12 protein-coding genes are annotated in these 16,126 nt (G+C 67.3%); 7 read left to right on the forward strand and 5 right to left on the reverse strand.

Annotated elements, in window-relative coordinates:
- Positions 1-15 precede the first annotated feature (15 nt).
- A complete protein-coding gene (locus AC3WON_RS11385) occupies positions 16-798 on the reverse strand; it encodes an SDR family NAD(P)-dependent oxidoreductase (RefSeq protein WP_035825028.1) in 783 nt (260 codons plus the stop codon).
- 264 nt (positions 799-1,062) lie between these two features.
- Here AC3WON_RS11385 and AC3WON_RS11390 point away from each other — a divergent pair, with 264 nt between their 5' ends.
- Positions 1,063-3,399, forward strand: coding sequence for a mechanosensitive ion channel family protein (locus AC3WON_RS11390; RefSeq protein WP_492321270.1), 2,337 nt, complete (start codon positions 1,063-1,065; stop codon positions 3,397-3,399).
- A gap of 350 nt (positions 3,400-3,749) precedes the next feature.
- Positions 3,750-4,946, forward strand: a complete 1,197-nt coding sequence (locus tag AC3WON_RS11395; RefSeq protein ID WP_492321271.1) for a helix-turn-helix transcriptional regulator — start codon at positions 3,750-3,752, stop codon at positions 4,944-4,946.
- 19 nt (positions 4,947-4,965) lie between these two features.
- Here the strand turns inward: AC3WON_RS11395 and AC3WON_RS11400 are convergent, their stop codons facing one another.
- Complete coding sequence (locus AC3WON_RS11400; RefSeq protein WP_011616764.1) at positions 4,966-5,856, reverse strand: LysR family transcriptional regulator; 891 nt, start codon at positions 5,854-5,856, stop codon at positions 4,966-4,968.
- A 106-nt stretch (positions 5,857-5,962) separates the two neighbouring features.
- On the opposite strand from AC3WON_RS11400, the gene AC3WON_RS11405 reads away from it, so the two are divergent.
- Genes AC3WON_RS11405 through AC3WON_RS11425 form a run of 5 tightly spaced genes read left to right on the forward strand, consistent with a single transcriptional unit; the run spans position 5,963 to position 10,923 of the window.
- On the forward strand, positions 5,963-7,186 hold the full coding sequence (locus tag AC3WON_RS11405) for a CaiB/BaiF CoA transferase family protein (protein ID WP_492351857.1): 1,224 nt from the start codon (positions 5,963-5,965) through the stop codon (positions 7,184-7,186).
- Positions 7,183-7,644, forward strand: a complete 462-nt coding sequence (locus AC3WON_RS11410) for a MaoC family dehydratase (RefSeq protein ID WP_010811712.1) — start codon at positions 7,183-7,185, stop codon at positions 7,642-7,644. The genes AC3WON_RS11405 and AC3WON_RS11410 overlap by 4 nt, the downstream gene beginning before the upstream one ends.
- Positions 7,645-7,694: 50 nt before the next feature.
- On the forward strand, positions 7,695-8,684 hold the full coding sequence (locus AC3WON_RS11415; RefSeq protein WP_010811713.1) for a tripartite tricarboxylate transporter substrate binding protein: 990 nt from the start codon (positions 7,695-7,697) through the stop codon (positions 8,682-8,684).
- A 40-nt stretch (positions 8,685-8,724) separates the two neighbouring features.
- Entirely contained in the window at positions 8,725-9,885 is a 1,161-nt protein-coding gene (locus AC3WON_RS11420; RefSeq protein ID WP_492351858.1) for an acyl-CoA dehydrogenase family protein, read from the forward strand.
- A 39-nt stretch (positions 9,886-9,924) separates the two neighbouring features.
- A complete protein-coding gene (locus AC3WON_RS11425) occupies positions 9,925-10,923 on the forward strand; it encodes an acyl-CoA dehydrogenase family protein (protein WP_492351859.1) in 999 nt (332 codons plus the stop codon).
- Positions 10,924-10,954: 31 nt separating this feature from the next.
- On the opposite strand, the gene AC3WON_RS11430 is transcribed toward AC3WON_RS11425, so the two are convergent.
- The 3 genes from AC3WON_RS11430 to AC3WON_RS11440 all read right to left on the reverse strand — a co-directional run bounded on the left by AC3WON_RS11430 (position 10,955) and on the right by AC3WON_RS11440 (position 15,866).
- Positions 10,955-12,508, reverse strand: a complete 1,554-nt coding sequence (locus tag AC3WON_RS11430) for a SpoVR family protein (protein WP_492321276.1) — start codon at positions 12,506-12,508, stop codon at positions 10,955-10,957.
- 135 nt (positions 12,509-12,643) lie between these two features.
- Positions 12,644-13,906, reverse strand: a complete 1,263-nt coding sequence (locus AC3WON_RS11435) for a YeaH/YhbH family protein (protein ID WP_492321277.1) — start codon at positions 13,904-13,906, stop codon at positions 12,644-12,646.
- A 37-nt stretch (positions 13,907-13,943) separates the two neighbouring features.
- The gene (locus tag AC3WON_RS11440) at positions 13,944-15,866 is read right to left on the reverse strand and encodes a PrkA family serine protein kinase (protein ID WP_492321278.1); all 1,923 of its coding nucleotides are present in this window, start codon (positions 15,864-15,866) and stop codon (positions 13,944-13,946) included.
- Between the last annotated feature and the right edge of the window lie 260 nt (positions 15,867-16,126).

Raw genomic sequence — 16,126 nt, forward strand, 5'->3', positions numbered from 1 at the left:
GTGCCGGCGCTACGCTCAGCGCGGCGCCATGCGGATGGCGCCGTCCAGGCGCACCGACTCGCCGTTGAAATAGCCGTTGCGGCACATCTCGACGGCCAGCGAGGCAAACTCTTCCGGCTGCCCCAGGCGCTTGGGGAACGGCACCGAAGCGGCCAGCGCGGCCTTGACGTTCTCTGCCGCGCCCTGCAGCAGCGGGGTATTGAAGATGCCTGGCAGGATGGTGTTGACGCGGATGCCTTCGCCCGCCAGGTCGCGCGCAATCGGCAGCGTCATGCCGACCACGCCCGCCTTCGATGCCGAGTACGCGGCCTGGCCCATCTGGCCGTCCTGCGCCGCCACCGACGCGGTATTGATGATCACGCCACGCTCGCCGCCGGCGCTGTCCAGCGTCAGCATGCCCGCGGCCGAGCGCGCGATGCAGCGGAAGGTGCCGATCAGGTTGATCTGGATGATGCGCTCGAAGGCATCGGTCGGGAAATGCTTGATCTGGTCCGGCGCTTCCTTGGAACGCGAGGCGGTCTTGATGGCGTTGCCGGTGCCGGCGCAGTTGACCAGGATGCGTTCCTGGCCGATGGCGGCGCGCGCCTTGGCAAAGCCGGCCTCGACCTCGGCCTCCGAGGTGACGTTGACCTGGCAGAACACGCCGCCCAGTTCACGCGCCAGCGCTTCGCCCTTCTCCACGTTGAGGTCGAACAGCGCCACGCGCACGCCCTGCGCTGCCAGCGCACGTGCCGTCGCCGCGCCCAGGCCCGAAGCGCCACCCGTCACCACTGCCGATACCGATGCATTGAGTTCCATCTCGTCTTCCCTTGTCTCTTGTTCCTGGCCTGGCCGGATCCAGCGCGGCCCCGCGGTTTGATGAAGCCGGCAGGCGCAAGAATCGCCTGTACCGGAGTGGGGTCAAGATTCGTGGATCGGCCGTTGCGACGCATCGTCCGAAGCGACGAATGAGGATGGCGCGGGCCTGCGGCGCGCTCCGGCACCCGGCGCAACCGATGCGCTACAGTGACGCGATCGACGGCCATTCCGGCGCCGCCCGGCACCGGCAACCGACTACGAACCATGCACAAACCCGAACACCACGCCCCCACCCCTGCGCCCCGCTGGCATGCCGCACTGCAGCCGGTGCTGCGTGCGCTCGCCATGCTGGCCGCGCTGTTGACGCTGCTGTGCGCCATCCCGGCGCACGCCACCCCGGCCGGCTCCCTCGCGGCACTGCTGGGCAAGGCGGAGAAACCCGCGGCGCCGGCCAGCGCACCCGCCGCCAGCGTGCCGCTGGCGCAGTCGCTGGACCAGGTGATCGCAACGCTGCAGAACGACGGCGAGCGGCGCGCCCTGGTCGGCCAGCTGCAAACCATGCGCCAGGGGCTGGGTGGCTCCGGGGCCGCGCCCGCCTCCGCCGCGGCAGCCGCGGCCGGCGCCTCCGCGCCCGGCCTGATCGGTGCCGTCGCTGAAGTGCTGGACGAGGTCGATTCCCATCTGCGCGAGGATCGCGGCCCGTGGCAGTTCTGGCGCTGGCGCACGCGCTTCGCGGGCGAGGAATGGCACGCCGCGCTCAGCCACAACGGCACCCGCACGGCGCTGGCCTCGCTGCGTGAATTCGCGCTGGTGCTGGCAGTCTGGGCGGTGAGCGGCGGGGCCTTGTGGGAGATTGGCCACCGCATCCGGCGCCGGCGCGCGGGCAAACCCACGCGCGCCGAGCGCGGCAAGCTGCCCGAACTGCCGTCGTGGGTCGACGTCGGCGTCTTCATGCTGCGCCATATCGGGCCCTGGGTAGTCGCGTTCGGGCTGACGGTGCTGCTGGCCCAGCACGTGTATGCCCAATCGCCGGCCAGCGTCGCCGCCGTGCTGGTCGCGTATGCGATCGTGGCCGGTGCGATCGCGGCAGCGGTGTGCCAGGTCATCTTCACGCTGTTCCGCACCGCGCACCGGCAGCTGGCGGTGCGGCAGCTGCTGGCGCACTCACCGTGGCTGCTGTTCTGCACGGGGGCGCTGGCGGCACTGGGCGACGGCGCCACCGACAGCCGCGTGATCGCCGTGCTCGGCACCAACCTGTGCGCCCTGGTGGCCACCGTGGCCAATATCGCCGCGGCACTGGGCATCGGCGCGTTCGCGCTGTGTTTCCGCCGGCAGATCGGCCAGCTGATCGGGCAGCGGCCGCTGGCCTTCCGCCAGGCCCGGCCAGCCGTGACCGACCTGCTGCGGCTGGCCGGCCAGGCCTGGCACCTGCCGGTGCTGGCGGTGGTGGTGGCATCGGTGGTCGGCACCATCCTGGCCACCGGCAATGCGGATGTGTTCCTGCGCCGCACGGTGGCATCGGTGGCGCTGTTCCTCGCCGGGCTGCTGCTGACGATGGTGGTGGGGCACTCGCCCAAGGCCACCGCGCGCGCGCCGCGCATCCGCGACCGCCGCCGCTCGGCCTACCTGCAGCGCTTCGGGCGCTTTGCGCTGGCGCTGGTGCGCGTGCTGATCTGGGCGGTCTTCATCGAGATGGTGATGCGCGTCTGGGGCACTTCGCTGGTGCGCCTGGCCGAGTCCTCCGCCGCGGGCCGCCATCTCACCGAGACGGTCTTCAGCGTCACCAGCACCGTGCTGCTGGCCTGGCTGGTCTGGCTGCTGATCGACACCGCCATCATGCAATCCCTGTCGCCGGCGCACGGACGCGGCGCGCAGCCCAGCCTGCGGGCCAAGACCATCCTGCCGCTGGTGCGCAACGCCTCGTTCATCGGCCTGCTGGTGATCACGGTGATCGCGGTGCTGGCCAACCTGGGCGTCAACGTGACGCCGCTGCTGGCCGGCGCGGGCGTGGTCGGCCTGGCCATCGGCTTTGGCGCGCAAAGCCTGGTGCAGGACCTGATCACGGGGCTGTTCATCGTGGTCGAGGACTCCATCGCCATCGGCGACTCGATCGAGCTGCCGGACCACGCCGGCGTGGTCGAAGCCATGACCATCCGCACGGTCAAGCTGCGCGACGGCCGCGGCGCGCTGCACACGCTGCCGTACAGCCAGATCAAGGCGGTCAAGAACCTGTCGCGCGGCTATGGCTACGCGGTGTTCAACATCGGCATCACCTACCAGAGCGACCTGGACCAGGCGCTGGAGCTGATCCGCACCACCGGCGCCGAACTGGCGCGCGACCATCGCTACGCGCGCAACCTGATGTCGGGGCTGGACATCCTGGGGCTGGACCGGTTCGACCCGAACGGCCCGGTGGTGATGGCACAGTTCAAGACCCGGCCGCTGATGCAGGCCGAGATCACGCGCGCCTTCAATGCGCGGCTCAAGCGCAATTTCGACGCCAACGACATCCGCATGGCATCGCCGAGCCTGACGATCCAGGTGGATGGCGGGGTCGCGCAGCTGGCGGGCAAGGAGGACGTGAGCCCTGCGCCACAATAGCCAGCGCTGCTGTGGCATGGGAGAAACGCTGGACTGTTTCCGCGTCGAGGATTTTGAAGTTTTCCTCAAGCGTATTACCATCGCGCCCCGGCATGATAACGGCCCCTGCCTGGCCTGGCTGGGGAGTTACGCCGTGCAATCCGTATTTTCCCCCCCGATACGGGGGATAAAACAAACAACATTGTTTGGCATGATTGCGTTACGGCGGACATGACGGGACAATGCGCGCCGCCAGCAGCATCCGTATCGGCGCAGATACAGAACGCCAGAACGGAACCGATAACACAAAAAGATGTAGCCACTTGCCGTGGCGCAGAGCAATAGGCGTTTGCCACCGGGGGGATCTGAACATGGGCGAACACCCGACTACGGACGAGGACTTCCATCGTCTGGTCGACTCAATCTACGAGTCCGCGCTGGACGTTGCGGCCATGCCCGCCGCCCTCGACCTCTTTTCCCGATACACCTGCACAGGCAGCCCGCGTTACCTGATCTGGGACAAGCTGGCCGGCTACGCCCGCCTTGGCGTGACCCCGCACGGCTGCTTCACCAGCGGCGCCAGCATGCCCGACTGGCTGCCCGGTCCGCTCGACCTGCCCCATGCGGGCGCTTGCTGCACCCCCGATGACGCCCCCGCGCTGGCCTGCGACGGTACCGCCGCGCTGGTGGCCTCGCACCATGGCGGCATGGCGGATGCGGCCACGGCTGCGCTGGCCTGCAGCGGACTGGAGCAAGGCATCCGCCTGATCGAGAACGCCGAGGTTTGCGTGCTGATGAGCGGCACCAGCGCGGGCAGCATCAGCGTGGGCCAGCGCGAGCGGCGCCTGGCCCACGTGATGCCGCACTGGGTGCGCGCGGCACGGATGCAGCAGCGCAACTTCGAGCTGAGCGGACTGGCCAGCCTGGGCCTGGCCGGGCTGGATACGCTGGACTTCGGCGTGATGGTACTGCAGGCCGACCTGCGCGTGCGCTATGCCAACAGCTGGGCCGAGGCGCTGGTGCAGGCCGACGGCCACCTGTCGCTGCAGGGCGGCGTGCTGCGCGCCCACAGCGAGACCCTGCAGGCGGTGCTGCGCAAGCTGCTAGACGGTGCCATGCGCGCCCGCGGCACTGAGGCGGCCTCCGGCTCCTGGATGCACATCACTTCCGGCGGACAGCCGGTGCCGATCATCGTCACGCCGCTGGTATCGCGCCAGCCGGTGGAGGGCCCGTGGCAGCTGCCGGCCGCGATGATGCTGTTCGGCAACTCGGAATCGCGCTCGGTGCTGGATGCCGGCGTGCTGACCTCGCTGTTCGGGCTGTCGCGCAAGGAGAGCATTATCGCGATCCGCCTGGCTGCCGGCGAAACCCTCAACGAGATTGCCGAGCGCGAATTTCTCTCGCCCCACACCGTGCGCGTGCATATCCGCGACACGCTGCGCAAGACCGGCACGCATCGCCAGTCAGAGCTGGTGCGGCTGCTGCACCTGCTGCCGGGCGTGAACCTGGAGCGCGCCGGCGTGACCCCGGCTGTGCGGCCGCGCGCGCCGCGCCCGCGCGCCGCCTGAGGCGCCGCACCACCCCCCATCAGTTCACCGCCGCCTGCGCCGCCGCGAGGAAGCGCTGCACCTGGCGGTCGCCGTCATCAGGCCGCGCCGCCAGCGCAATGCCGATGCGCCCGGCCGGCCGCGGGCTGGACAATGGCAGGAAGCGCACGCGCCGGTTGGCGTAGCGCGCCGCCACGCTCGGCACCAGGGCCACGCCAAGCCCGCTCTCGACCAGGCTGACCTGGGTCTGCACCTGCACCGCCTCCTGCGTGACACGCGGCACAAAGCCCGCCTGCTGGCACAGCAGCATGGCCACCGCGTGCAGGTTGGGCACCTGCGCCGCCGGATACATGATGAAGGGCTCGTCCGCAAGCGCGCGCAGCGGGATGGCGTCTGCGCCTGCCAGCGGGCTGTCAGCCGGCACCGCCGCGACAAAGACGTCGTTTTCCAGCGGCGTCAGCGAATAGTTGCCGGTGTTCAGGATCGGGAAGCGCACCAGGCCGGCGTCGATCTGGTGCTTTTCCAGGCGGTCCAGGATCGCGGCGGTGGTGGATTCATGCAGGATCAGCTCGATGCCGGGATGCGCCGCGCGGAACGCCGGGATCAGCTTGGGCAGCAGCGCATACGTCGCCGAGCCGATAAAGCCGATGCGCAGCGCGCCGCGCTCGCCCTGCCCCGCGGCGATCGCGGCGGCACGTGCCTGCTGTGCATGGAACAGTGCACGGCGCGCATCGTGCAGCGCGGCCTCGCCCGCCTGCGTCAGCCGCACCCCGCGCGAGGTGCGCACGAACAGCGCCGTGCCAAGCTGGTCCTCGAGCTTGCGGATGGAAATGGAAAGCGGCGGCTGCGCCATGTGCAGGCGTTCAGCGGCGCGGTGGAAGTTGCCCGTCTCGGCCAGGGCGACGAACTGCTGCAGCTGGCGGAAGTCCATGGCTTGTTAATATCCTGTGAATATCGATTTCTAAAAAACTAATATTAGACCAAGCCTCGCCTGCTGATCTACCCTGTGCCCCACAGTCAACAAGATCGGAGACAACATGCTGCCGCTTGCAGGCATCCGCGTGGTCGACCTGTCCACCGTGGTGATGGGGCCGTATGCCAGCCAGTGGCTGGCCGACCTGGGCGCCGAGGTGATCAAGGTCGAGCCGCCCGAGGGCGACTCCACGCGCCGTACCGGCCCCGCCGCCGAGCCCGGCATGGCGGCCATTTTCCTGGGCGTGAACCGCAGCAAGCGCAGCGTGGTGCTGGACCTGAAGCAGCCGGCCGCGCAGGCCGCGCTGGACCGCGTGCTGGGCGGCGCCGACGTGCTGATGCACAGCATGCGCCCGCAAAAGCTGGCCGCACTCGGGCTGGCGCCCGACAACGTGCGGGCGCGCCACCCGGAGCTGGTCTTTGTCAGCCTGCTCGGCTTTGCCGAGGATGGCCCCTATGGCGGCCGCCCGGCATACGACGACATCATCCAGGGCCTGTCCGGCAATGCCGCGCTGATGGCGGCGCAGACCGGCGACAGCCGCTACTTCCCCACCATTGCCGCGGACAAGACCAGCGGGCTGGTGGCCGCGCTGTCGGTCTGCGCGGCGCTGGCCGGGCGCGCGCGGCGCAATGCCGATGGCGGCAGCGGCCACGGCACGCTGGTCGAAGTGCCGATGTTCGAATCCATGGTCGCCTTCAACCTGGTCGAGCATTTCTACGGCCGCCATTTCGAGCCGCCGCGCGGCCCCAGCGGCTATCCGCGCGTGCTGGCGCCGCTGCGCCGCCCGTACCGCAGCGCCGACGGCGATGTCTGCATGATGCCGTACACCGATGCGCACTGGCGCGACTTCTTCCAAGCCGCCGGGCGCCCCGAGCTGGCCGCCGATGCGCGCTTTGCCGACATCGCGGCACGCACGCGGCATATCGAGACGCTGTACGAGCTCACCGGCGAAATCGTGCACGGACAGACCACCGCGCACTGGGTGGAGCTGTGCGAACGCCTGCAGATCCCGGTGGCGCGCATCAATGAACTCGACGACCTGCCGGCCGATCCGCACCTGGCCGCCACCGGCTTCTTCGAAACCGTCGAAGACCCGGCCATGGGCACGCTGCGTTTTCCCGGCGCGCCGGTGCGCTTCGACAGCCAGCGCGCGCCGCTGGGCATCCCGCCGCGGCTGGGCGAGCACACCGCGAGCGTGCTGGCGCAGGCGGGACTGTCCGCAGAAGCGATCGCGCAATTGCAACTAAGCGGCGCCGCACGCTGCGCACCCGTCAAGGAGACACCATGAAGCATGCAGAACTGCCCCGCCTCGGCCAGGGCTTCTACTGGCAGGACCTGCAGGAGGGCCAGGCCTTCCGCACCTTCGCCCGCACCGTGACCGAGACCGACCTGGTCAATTTCATCTCCGTCACCGGCATGGTCGAGGCCATCTTCATCGAAGCCGGCTATGACGGTGGCGCCATCCAGGGCCGGCCGGTGCCGGCGGCGCTGACCTACACGCTGATCGAGGGCTTCATCCTGCAGACCATGATCCAGGGCACCGGGCTGGCCATGCTGGAACTCACGCAGCAGATCCACGCACCGGTGGTGGTGGGCGACACCATCCACGCCACCGTGACCGTGACCGGCATCCGCCCCACTTCGCGCAACGGCCGGGCGGTGGTGGATTCGCGCATCGAGGTGTTCAACCAGCGCGGGGAGCAGGTCATGACCTACACCGCGCGCAGGTTGCTGGCGGGACGCTGAACCCACGGCGGCATCCGCCGCGTGGCTGCATGGACGGAGGAGACAAAGACATGAAGGCAAAGACTTTCATCACGACACTGGCTGCCGCGGCAGCCATCGTATTGCCGGCGATGCTGGCGCAGCCGGCGGCGGCCGCCGATGCCGCCTACCCGTCGCACCCGATCCGCATGGTGGTGCCGTTCCCGCCGGGCGGCCCGACCGACCTGGTGTCGCGCGTGATCGCACGGCGCATGAGCGAGACGCTCGGCCAGCAGGTGCTGGTCGACAACCGCCCCGGCGCCAACGGCAATATCGGCGCGGAGATCGTCGCCAAGGCGCCGGCCGACGGCTATACGGTGCTGTACAACACCTCGTCGATCGCGCTGAGCCCGGCGCTCTACCGCAAGCTCAGCTACGACGTGAAACGCGATTTCGCGCCGGTGGCGCTGACGGCAATGGTGCCGCTGGTGCTGGAGGTCAACGCGCAGCTGCCGGTACAGAACGTGAAAGAGTTCATCCAGTACCTGAAGGCCAACCCCGACAAGCTCACCTACGGCTCGGCCGGCAACGGCAACGTGACGCACCTGGCGGCCTTCATGTTCCTGCAGGCCAACGGCCTGTCGGCGGTGCATGCGCCCTACAAGGGCAGCGCGCCGGCGCTGACCGACCTGGCCAGCGGACAGGTGCAGTTCATGGCCGACACCATCAATTCATCGCTGCCCTTCATCCGCGACAAGCGTATGCGCGCGCTGGCCGTCACCAGCACCACGCGCAGCGCCCAGTTGCCGGACGTGCCCACCCTTGCCGAAACCGTGCAGCCGGGCTTCGAGGTCGGCGCCTGGCAGGGCATGATGGTGCCGGCCAGGACACCGGCCGAGATCGTGCGCAAGCTCAATGCCGCCGCCACCAAGGCGCTGGCCCACCCCGAGACGCGTGCAAGCCTGGCAGCGCAGGGGGCGGAGCCGCGCGGATCGACCCCGGAGGCCTACGCCGCCTACCTCAGCGCGGAAATGACGCGCTGGCAGAAGGTCGTGAAGGATTCCGGCGCGACGCTGGACTGAGACCGCTGCCACCAGCCAATACCAGACACAGGATTTCACCGTGACCGCATTGCTTTCCACCTTCGGCCTGACCTCCCTGCCGCCGCACGCCGTGGCGTTCCGCGGCGAGGTGCGGGCCTTTCTCGATGAGCACCTGCCCGCGCTGCCGCCGGAAACGCGCGCGCGCTCGTGGATGGGCTTTGACGCCGCCTTCAGCCGGGCGCTGGCCGCGCGCGGCTGGGTCGGCATCACGCTGCCGGCGCAGTTCGGCGGTGCGGGCCTGGATCCGTTTTCGCGTTTCGTGCTGGTGGAAGAACTGCTGGCCTGCGGCGCGCCGGTGTCGGCGCACTGGATCGCCGACCGCCAGAGCGGCCCGCTGATCCTGCGCTACGGCAACGACGCGCAGAAGGCGCGCTACCTGCCCGCGATCAGCCGCGGCGAGGCCTTCTTCTGCATCGGCATGAGCGAGCCCAACTCCGGCTCCGACCTGGCCAGCGTGGCCACGCGCGCGGTGCGCCAGGCGGACGGCAGCTGGCGCCTGAACGGCCGCAAGATCTGGACTACCAATGCCGACCGCTGCCACTTCATGATCGCGCTGGTGCGCACCTCGGGCACGCCGCAGGACCGGCAGGCCGGACTGTCGCAGTTCATCGTCGACCTGCACGCACCGGGCGTCACGGTGCGGCCGATCCACGACCTCGCGGGCGACGCGCACTTCTCCGAAGTCACCTTCGACGACGTGGCGCTGGCCCCGGACGCACTGGTCGGCCAGGAAGGCAGCGGCTGGGAGCAGGTCAACGCCGAGCTGGCGTTCGAGCGCAGCGGCCCGGAGCGCCTCTACTCCAGCGTGGTGCTGCTCGACACCTGGCTCGAAGCCATGCGCCGGCTGCCGCCGGCACGGCGCGACACGGTGACCGCAGGCCGGCTCGCCGGCCACCTGGCGGTGCTGCGCGCCATGTCGCTGGCCGTCACGTCGCGGCTGGCCGCCGGTGAAAGCCCGGTGGTGGAGGCTGCGCTGGTGAAGGACCTGGGTACGACCTTCGAGCAGTCGATCCCGGCGCTGGTGGAAGCCGCGCTCGGTGACGAACCCGCGCTGGCGGCCGATGGGGCGCTGTACCGCACCCTGGCCTATGTCACGCAGATCGCGCCGTCGTACTCGCTGCGCGGCGGCACCCGCGAAATCCTGCGCGGCATGATCGCGCGCGGGCTCGGCCTGCGCTGAATCCGCCCCCGTCGACCGCCATTCTGAACGAGATACCCCATGCATAACGCCTATTCCGACGCCCTCGACGCGCTGCTGCGCGACTGCTGCCCGCCCGCCACCGTGCGCGCGCTGGAACAGCGGGCCGACCCGCAGCCGCTGTGGCAAGCGCTGCTGGAAAGCGGCTTTGCCGATTGCCTGCTGCCCGAATCCGCCGGCGGCGCCGCGCTGCCGCTGCGCGAACTTGCGCCGGTGCTTTTTGTCACCGGCCGCCACGCCTTGCCGCTGCCGCTGGCGCAGACCATCTTTGCGCGCGCGCTGCTGCAGGCGCATGGCATTGCCCTGCCCGCCGGCCCGGTCGTACTCGCCGGCTTTGAAGACGGCGCCGCCGCGGCGCTGGTGGCCGACGCCCGCCATGCGCAGTGGTTCCTGCTGCAGGACGGCGAGCGTTGCCTGCTGCTGCCGGCGGCCGACGCCCGCGCCGAAGCGACCGGCGCCCATCACGACCTGACGCTGCGCGTGCCGCGCCCTGACGCCTCGGCGCCAGCGGCGTTTTCACTGCCGGCCGGCACCCTGCGCACGCTGGGCGCCTGCCTGCACACGGCGCAGCTGGCCGGCGCGCTGTCGCACGTGCTCGACCTGACCCTGCAGTACGCCAACGACCGCCAGCAGTTCGGGCGCGCCATCGGCAAGTTCCAGGCGATCCAGCACCAGGTCAGCGAGATGGCCGAGCATGTCGCCGCCGCGCGCGTGGCCGCACAGCTGGCCTGCGACAGCGGCACCGGCACGCCCGACCGGCTGCGCGCGGCCATCGGCAAGCTGCGCGCCAGCGACGCGGTCACGCCGGTGGCCGCCATCGCGCACGCCGTGCACGGCGCCATCGGGATCACTGAGGAATACGACCTGCAGCTCTATACGCGCCGGCTGCATGCATGGCGGGTGGCGGACGGTTCGGAGCGCTGGTGGAGCCGGGTGCTGGGCGAGCAGGTATGCGCCAGCGCCGGCCGCAACGCGGTGGAGCTGGTGCGCGAATGGTGCGAGCCCGCGCCCGCCGCCTGAGCGGCGGGGCTTAACCCCGGCAATCGCGGGATCAGGCGGCCAGGCTGAGGCCGCCGCCGTGCGGGCGGCGGTGGCGCCGTTCCGGCTTGCACTCGTACTTCAGCTCGGTGCGGCCGTCCTCGTAGGCGACCTCGAGCCGCACGGTGAAGCCCCACAGCCGGGTCACGTGCCGGATCACCTCGTCGAAGTTGTGCGCCAGCGGCCGGCGGTCGTTCTGCAGGTGCCGCAGCGTCAGCGAGCGGTCGCCGCCCACGTCGACATTGGTGACCTGGATATTGGGCTCCATGCTGGAGAGGTCATACTGCGCCGCCATCAGCTGGCGGATCGCGCGGTAGCCTTCGTCGTTGTGGATCGCGGTGACGCGCAGCTTGCCTTCGCGGTCATCGTCCAGCACCGAGAACAGCTTCAGCTCGCGGATCACGCGCGGCGACAGGAACTGCAGCAGGAAGCTCTCGTCCTTGAAGTTGCGCATGGCAAAGTCCAGCGTCTTGCGCCAGTCGCTGCCGGCGAATTCCGGGGCCCAGCGGTAGTCCTCTTCGGTCGGGTTCTCGCACATGCGGCGCAGATCCTGGAACATCAGGAAACCGACCGTGTAGGGGTTCATGCCGCTGTAGTAGGGGCTGTTGTACGGCGGCTGGTAAATCACGTTGGTATGTGCCTGCAGCAGCTCCATCATGAACGCATCGTTGACCAGCTTTTCCTCGTACAGCTGGTTGATGATGGTGTAGTGCCAGAACGTGGCCCAGCCTTCGTTCATGACCTTGGTCTGGCGCTGCGGATAGAAATACTGCGCGATCTTGCGCACGATGCGCACGATCTCGCGCTGCCACGATGCCAGCTTGGGCGCGTTCTTCTCGATGAAGTACAGCAGGTTCTCCTGCGGCTCGGGCGGGAAGATGATTTCCCCCTCGGACGCCTCGTCCTCCGACGCCAGCGCATGCGGCCGGTGCTTGGGCAGGGTGCGCCACAGGTCGTTGACCTGCAGCTGCAGGTAGTTCTCGCGATCGGCCTGCCGCGCCTTCTCTTCGGTGATGGACAGTTTCTTGGGCCGCTTGTAGCGGTCCACGCCGTAGTTCTGCAAGGCGTGGCAAGAGTCCAGCAGCAGTTCGACCTCGCGCTCGCCGTAACGCTGCTCGCACTCGGCGACGTAGTTCTTGGCAAACAGCAGGTAATCCACGATGGCGTCCGCGTTGGTCCAGGTGCGGAACAGGTAGTTGCCCTTGAAGAAAGAGTTGTGGCCGTAGCAGGCGTGCGCGATCGTCAGCGCCTGCATCGGCATGGTGTTCTCCTCCATCAGGTAGGCGATGCAGGGATTGGAGTTGATGACGATCTCGTAGGCCAGCCCCATGTGGCCGCGCTGGTAGCTGCGCTCGGACGCCAGGAAGTGCTTGCCGTAGGACCAGTGGCTGTAGCCGACCGGCAGCCCCGCCGACGCGTAGGCGTCGAGCATCTGCTCGGCGGTGATGATCTCGATCTGGTTGGGATAGGTATCCAGCCCGAATTCGCCGGCGATGCGGGCGATCTCGCGGTCATACCGTTTGATCAGCTCGAAGGTCCATTCCGAACCCGTGGAGAGATAAGCCATCTTCGCCCCTTGTTGCCCGGGCAAGGCGCCAGACCCGTCCAGCGCGCACGGCATCGCCGCGCCGCGTGGTCCGCGTTGCCTCGCCATTTGCCTTCACTGTGGCCCTCCGCGAGGAAGGCCAGGATCGGCGCCACCCTATGCTGCGCGCTTCTGGAACAGGTCGTGCAGCACCGGGTAGATCTCGTCCGCACCGATGATGCGCTGCATCGCAAAGTGATCGAACTGTCCCTTGACCGTCAGATACTCTTCCCAGAGATTCTGCGGCTCTTCCGACGCGACTTCAACATATGCATAGTACTGGACCAGTGGCAGGATCGAATCGCGCAGCAGGCGCCCGCACAACTCGGAATCACCGGCCCAGTTATCGCCGTCTGATGCCTGCGCGCAGTAGATATTCCACTGGCTGGGCGGATAGCGGTCGTGGATCACTTCCACCATCAGCTTCAGCGCACTGGACACCACGGTACCACCGGACTCGCGCGAGTGGAAGAAGTCTTCCTCATCGACTTCCTTCGCCACCGTGTGATGGCGAATGAACACCACGTCGATGCGCTCGTAGTTGCGCTTCAGGAACAGGTACAGCAGCATGAAGAAGCGCTTGGCCAGGTCCTTGCGGCTCTCGTCCATCGAGCCGGACACGTCCATCAGGCAGAACATCACCGCCTGGGCCTGCGGGCGCTTCTTCAGCACGCGGTTGTTGTAGCGCAGGTCGAGCTTCTCGATAAAGGGCACGCGGTCGATGCAGGCACGCAGGTGCCGCATCTTCTCCATCAGCTCGAGCGTGCCTTCGGCATAGGGACCGTCCTTTTCCAGCGCCTCGCTGTAGTCCAGCTCCAGCTCGCGCAGGCGCTTCTGGTAAGGGCTGGACAAGGCGATGCGCCGCCCCAGCGAGCTGCGCATGGTGCGCAGGACCGACAGGTTGGCAGGCGTGCCGTCGATGGAATAGCCGGCGCGCACCTTGCGCACCTCGGCGATCTTGGCGAGGTGGCGCTTGGCCAGGTCCGGCAGCGCCATGTCCTCGAAGAAGAAGTTCAGGAAATCCTCGCGCGACAGCGTGAAGACGAAATCGTCTTCGCCTTCGCCACTGTCGCTGGCGCGCGAACCGGTCCCGCCACCGCCCTGCTGCTGGCGGTCGAAGGAGTCGCCCTTGACGAATTTCTTGTTGCCAGGGTGAATCCACTCGCGCCGCCCGCCCGGGCCGTGGTGGAAGATCGGTTCGGAGATGTCCTTGACCGGAATGGACACCTGGCCGCTCTGCTCGATGTCCATGATCTTCCGGCCGGACACCGCCTTTGCCACCGCTTGCCGGATCTGCTCGCGGTAGCGCTTGATGAAACGTTGCTGGTTGACGGCACTCTTGTTGCCGCCGTTCTCGCGCCGATCGATGACCGTAGCCATATGTTGCCCTCGTTGAGAGACCTGTTCCGCGGCGCCGTTACGATGACTTTCTTACGCGCAGATACCACTCCACCAGAAGTCTCACTTGCTTGGGCGTGTACCCCTTCTCGACCATGCGGTTGACGAAGTTCTCGTGCTTGTCCTGGTCTTCGCGAGAAGACTTGGCATTGAACGAGATCACCGGCAGCAGGTCCTCCGTGGTGGAGAACATGCGCTTCTCGATCACCATCCGCAGCTTTTCATAGCTGGTCCAGACCGGATTCTTGCCACTGTTGTTGGCCCGCGCCCGCAGCACGAAGTTGACGATCTCGTTGCGGAAGTCCTTCGGGTTCGAGATACCCGCGGGCTTCTCCACTTTCTCAAGCTCGTCGTTCAGCGCGTTGCGGTCGAGGATCTCGCCGGTGTTGGGATCGCGGTACTCCTGGTCCTGGATCCACAGGTCGGCGAACACCACATAGCGGTCGAAGATGTTCTGCCCATACTCCGAATACGACTCCAGGTAGGCGGTCTGGATCTCCTTGCCGATGAACTCCACGAACGGAGTGGTCAGGTACTCCTTGATGTACGACAGCAGCTTGGCTTCCTGCTCCGGCGGGAACTGCTCGCGCTCGATCTGCTGTTCGAGCACGTACAGCAGGTGCACCGGGTTGGCCGCCACTTCGGTGTTGTCGAAGTTGAAGACCTTGGACAGGACCTTGAACGCAAAGCGCGTCGACAGCCCGTTCATGCCTTCGTCGATGCCGGCGTAGTCGCGGTATTCCTGGTACGACTTCGCTTTCGGATCCACGTCCTTCAGGCTTTCGCCGTCATAGACGCGCATCTTCGAGAAGATATTGGAGTTCTCGGGCTCCTTGATGCGCGTAAGCACCGCGAACTGCGCCATCATCTTCAGCGTGTTGGGCGCGCACGGCGCGGCCGACAGCGAACTGCTGCGCAAGAGCTTGTCGTAGATCTTCACCTCGTCGGACACGCGCAGCACGTACGGCACCTTGACGATATAGATCCGGTCCAGGAAAGCCTCGTTGTTCTTGTCCGACTTGAAGGTCGTCCACTCGGCCTCGTTCGAGTGCGCCAGGATGATGCCGTCGAACGGGATCGCGCCGAAGCCTTCGGTGCCCTTGTAGTTGCCTTCCTGCGTTGCCGTCAGCAGCGGGTGCAGGACCTTGATCGGCGCCTTGAACATTTCAACGAACTCGAGCAGGCCGCGGTTGGCCAGGCAGAGCCCGCCGGAATAGGAGTAGGCGTCCGGATCGTCCTGCGGAAAATCTTCCAGCTTGCGGATGTCGACCTTGCCGACCAGCGAGGAAATATCCTGGTTGTTTTCGTCGCCAGGCTCGGTCTTCGAGATCGCAATCTGCGACAGCACCGAAGGGCGCAGCTTGACCACCCGGAACCTGGTGATATCGCCGTTGAACTCGTGCAGGCGCTTGACCGCCCATGGCGAGGCAATGGTGTTCAGGTACCGGACCGGAATGCCGTAGTCCTCTTCCAGGATCTTGCCGTCCTCCTCTGGCGCGAACAGCCCCAGCGGCGACTCATGGATCGGCGAACCCTTGAGCGCGTAGATGGGGATCTCCTCCATCAGCGCCTTGAGCTTTTCAGCGAGCGAGGACTTGCCACCACCCGGAGGCCCGAGCAGGTAGAGGATCTGCTTGCGCTCTTCCAGGCCCTGCGCCGCGTGCTTGAAGAACGAGACGATCTGTTCGATCGTGTCCTCCATGCCATAGAAGTCGCGGAAGGCCGGATAGATGCGGATGACCTTGTTGAAGAACAGGCGGGACAGCCTGGGGTCATGGTGGGTATCCACCAACTCAGGCTGGCCGATGGCGGCAAGCATGCGTTCCGCAGCAGTCGCGTAGGCAGTCGGATCCTTCTTGCAGATCTCCAGGTACTCCTGGATGCTGTATTCCTCTTCCTTGCGAGCTTCGAAGCGCGTAGCGTAATGGCCAAAAATGTCCATACCTCACTCCCGTCAGAGTTCACGTCCGAGGCGTGCTACCCCTAAGGCTTCGCGCAACGTTCGCGGCACACCACCCCGGCCTGGCGACCTGTCATGTTGCGAAGTCTTTACTTCATCATAGTCAAATAACGGCGATGGTGGAATCCGAGTTGACAAATCTTGCATCGATGCAACGTCTGTTTCGTTGCTGCATTTTCTGCATGAATTCGCTTCAGCTTTTGGCTGCATTTCCGCTCGGGCCTTGCCCCCGCACGCGACGG

The sequence above is a fragment of the Cupriavidus sp. FW305-46 genome, assembly GCF_058787075.1.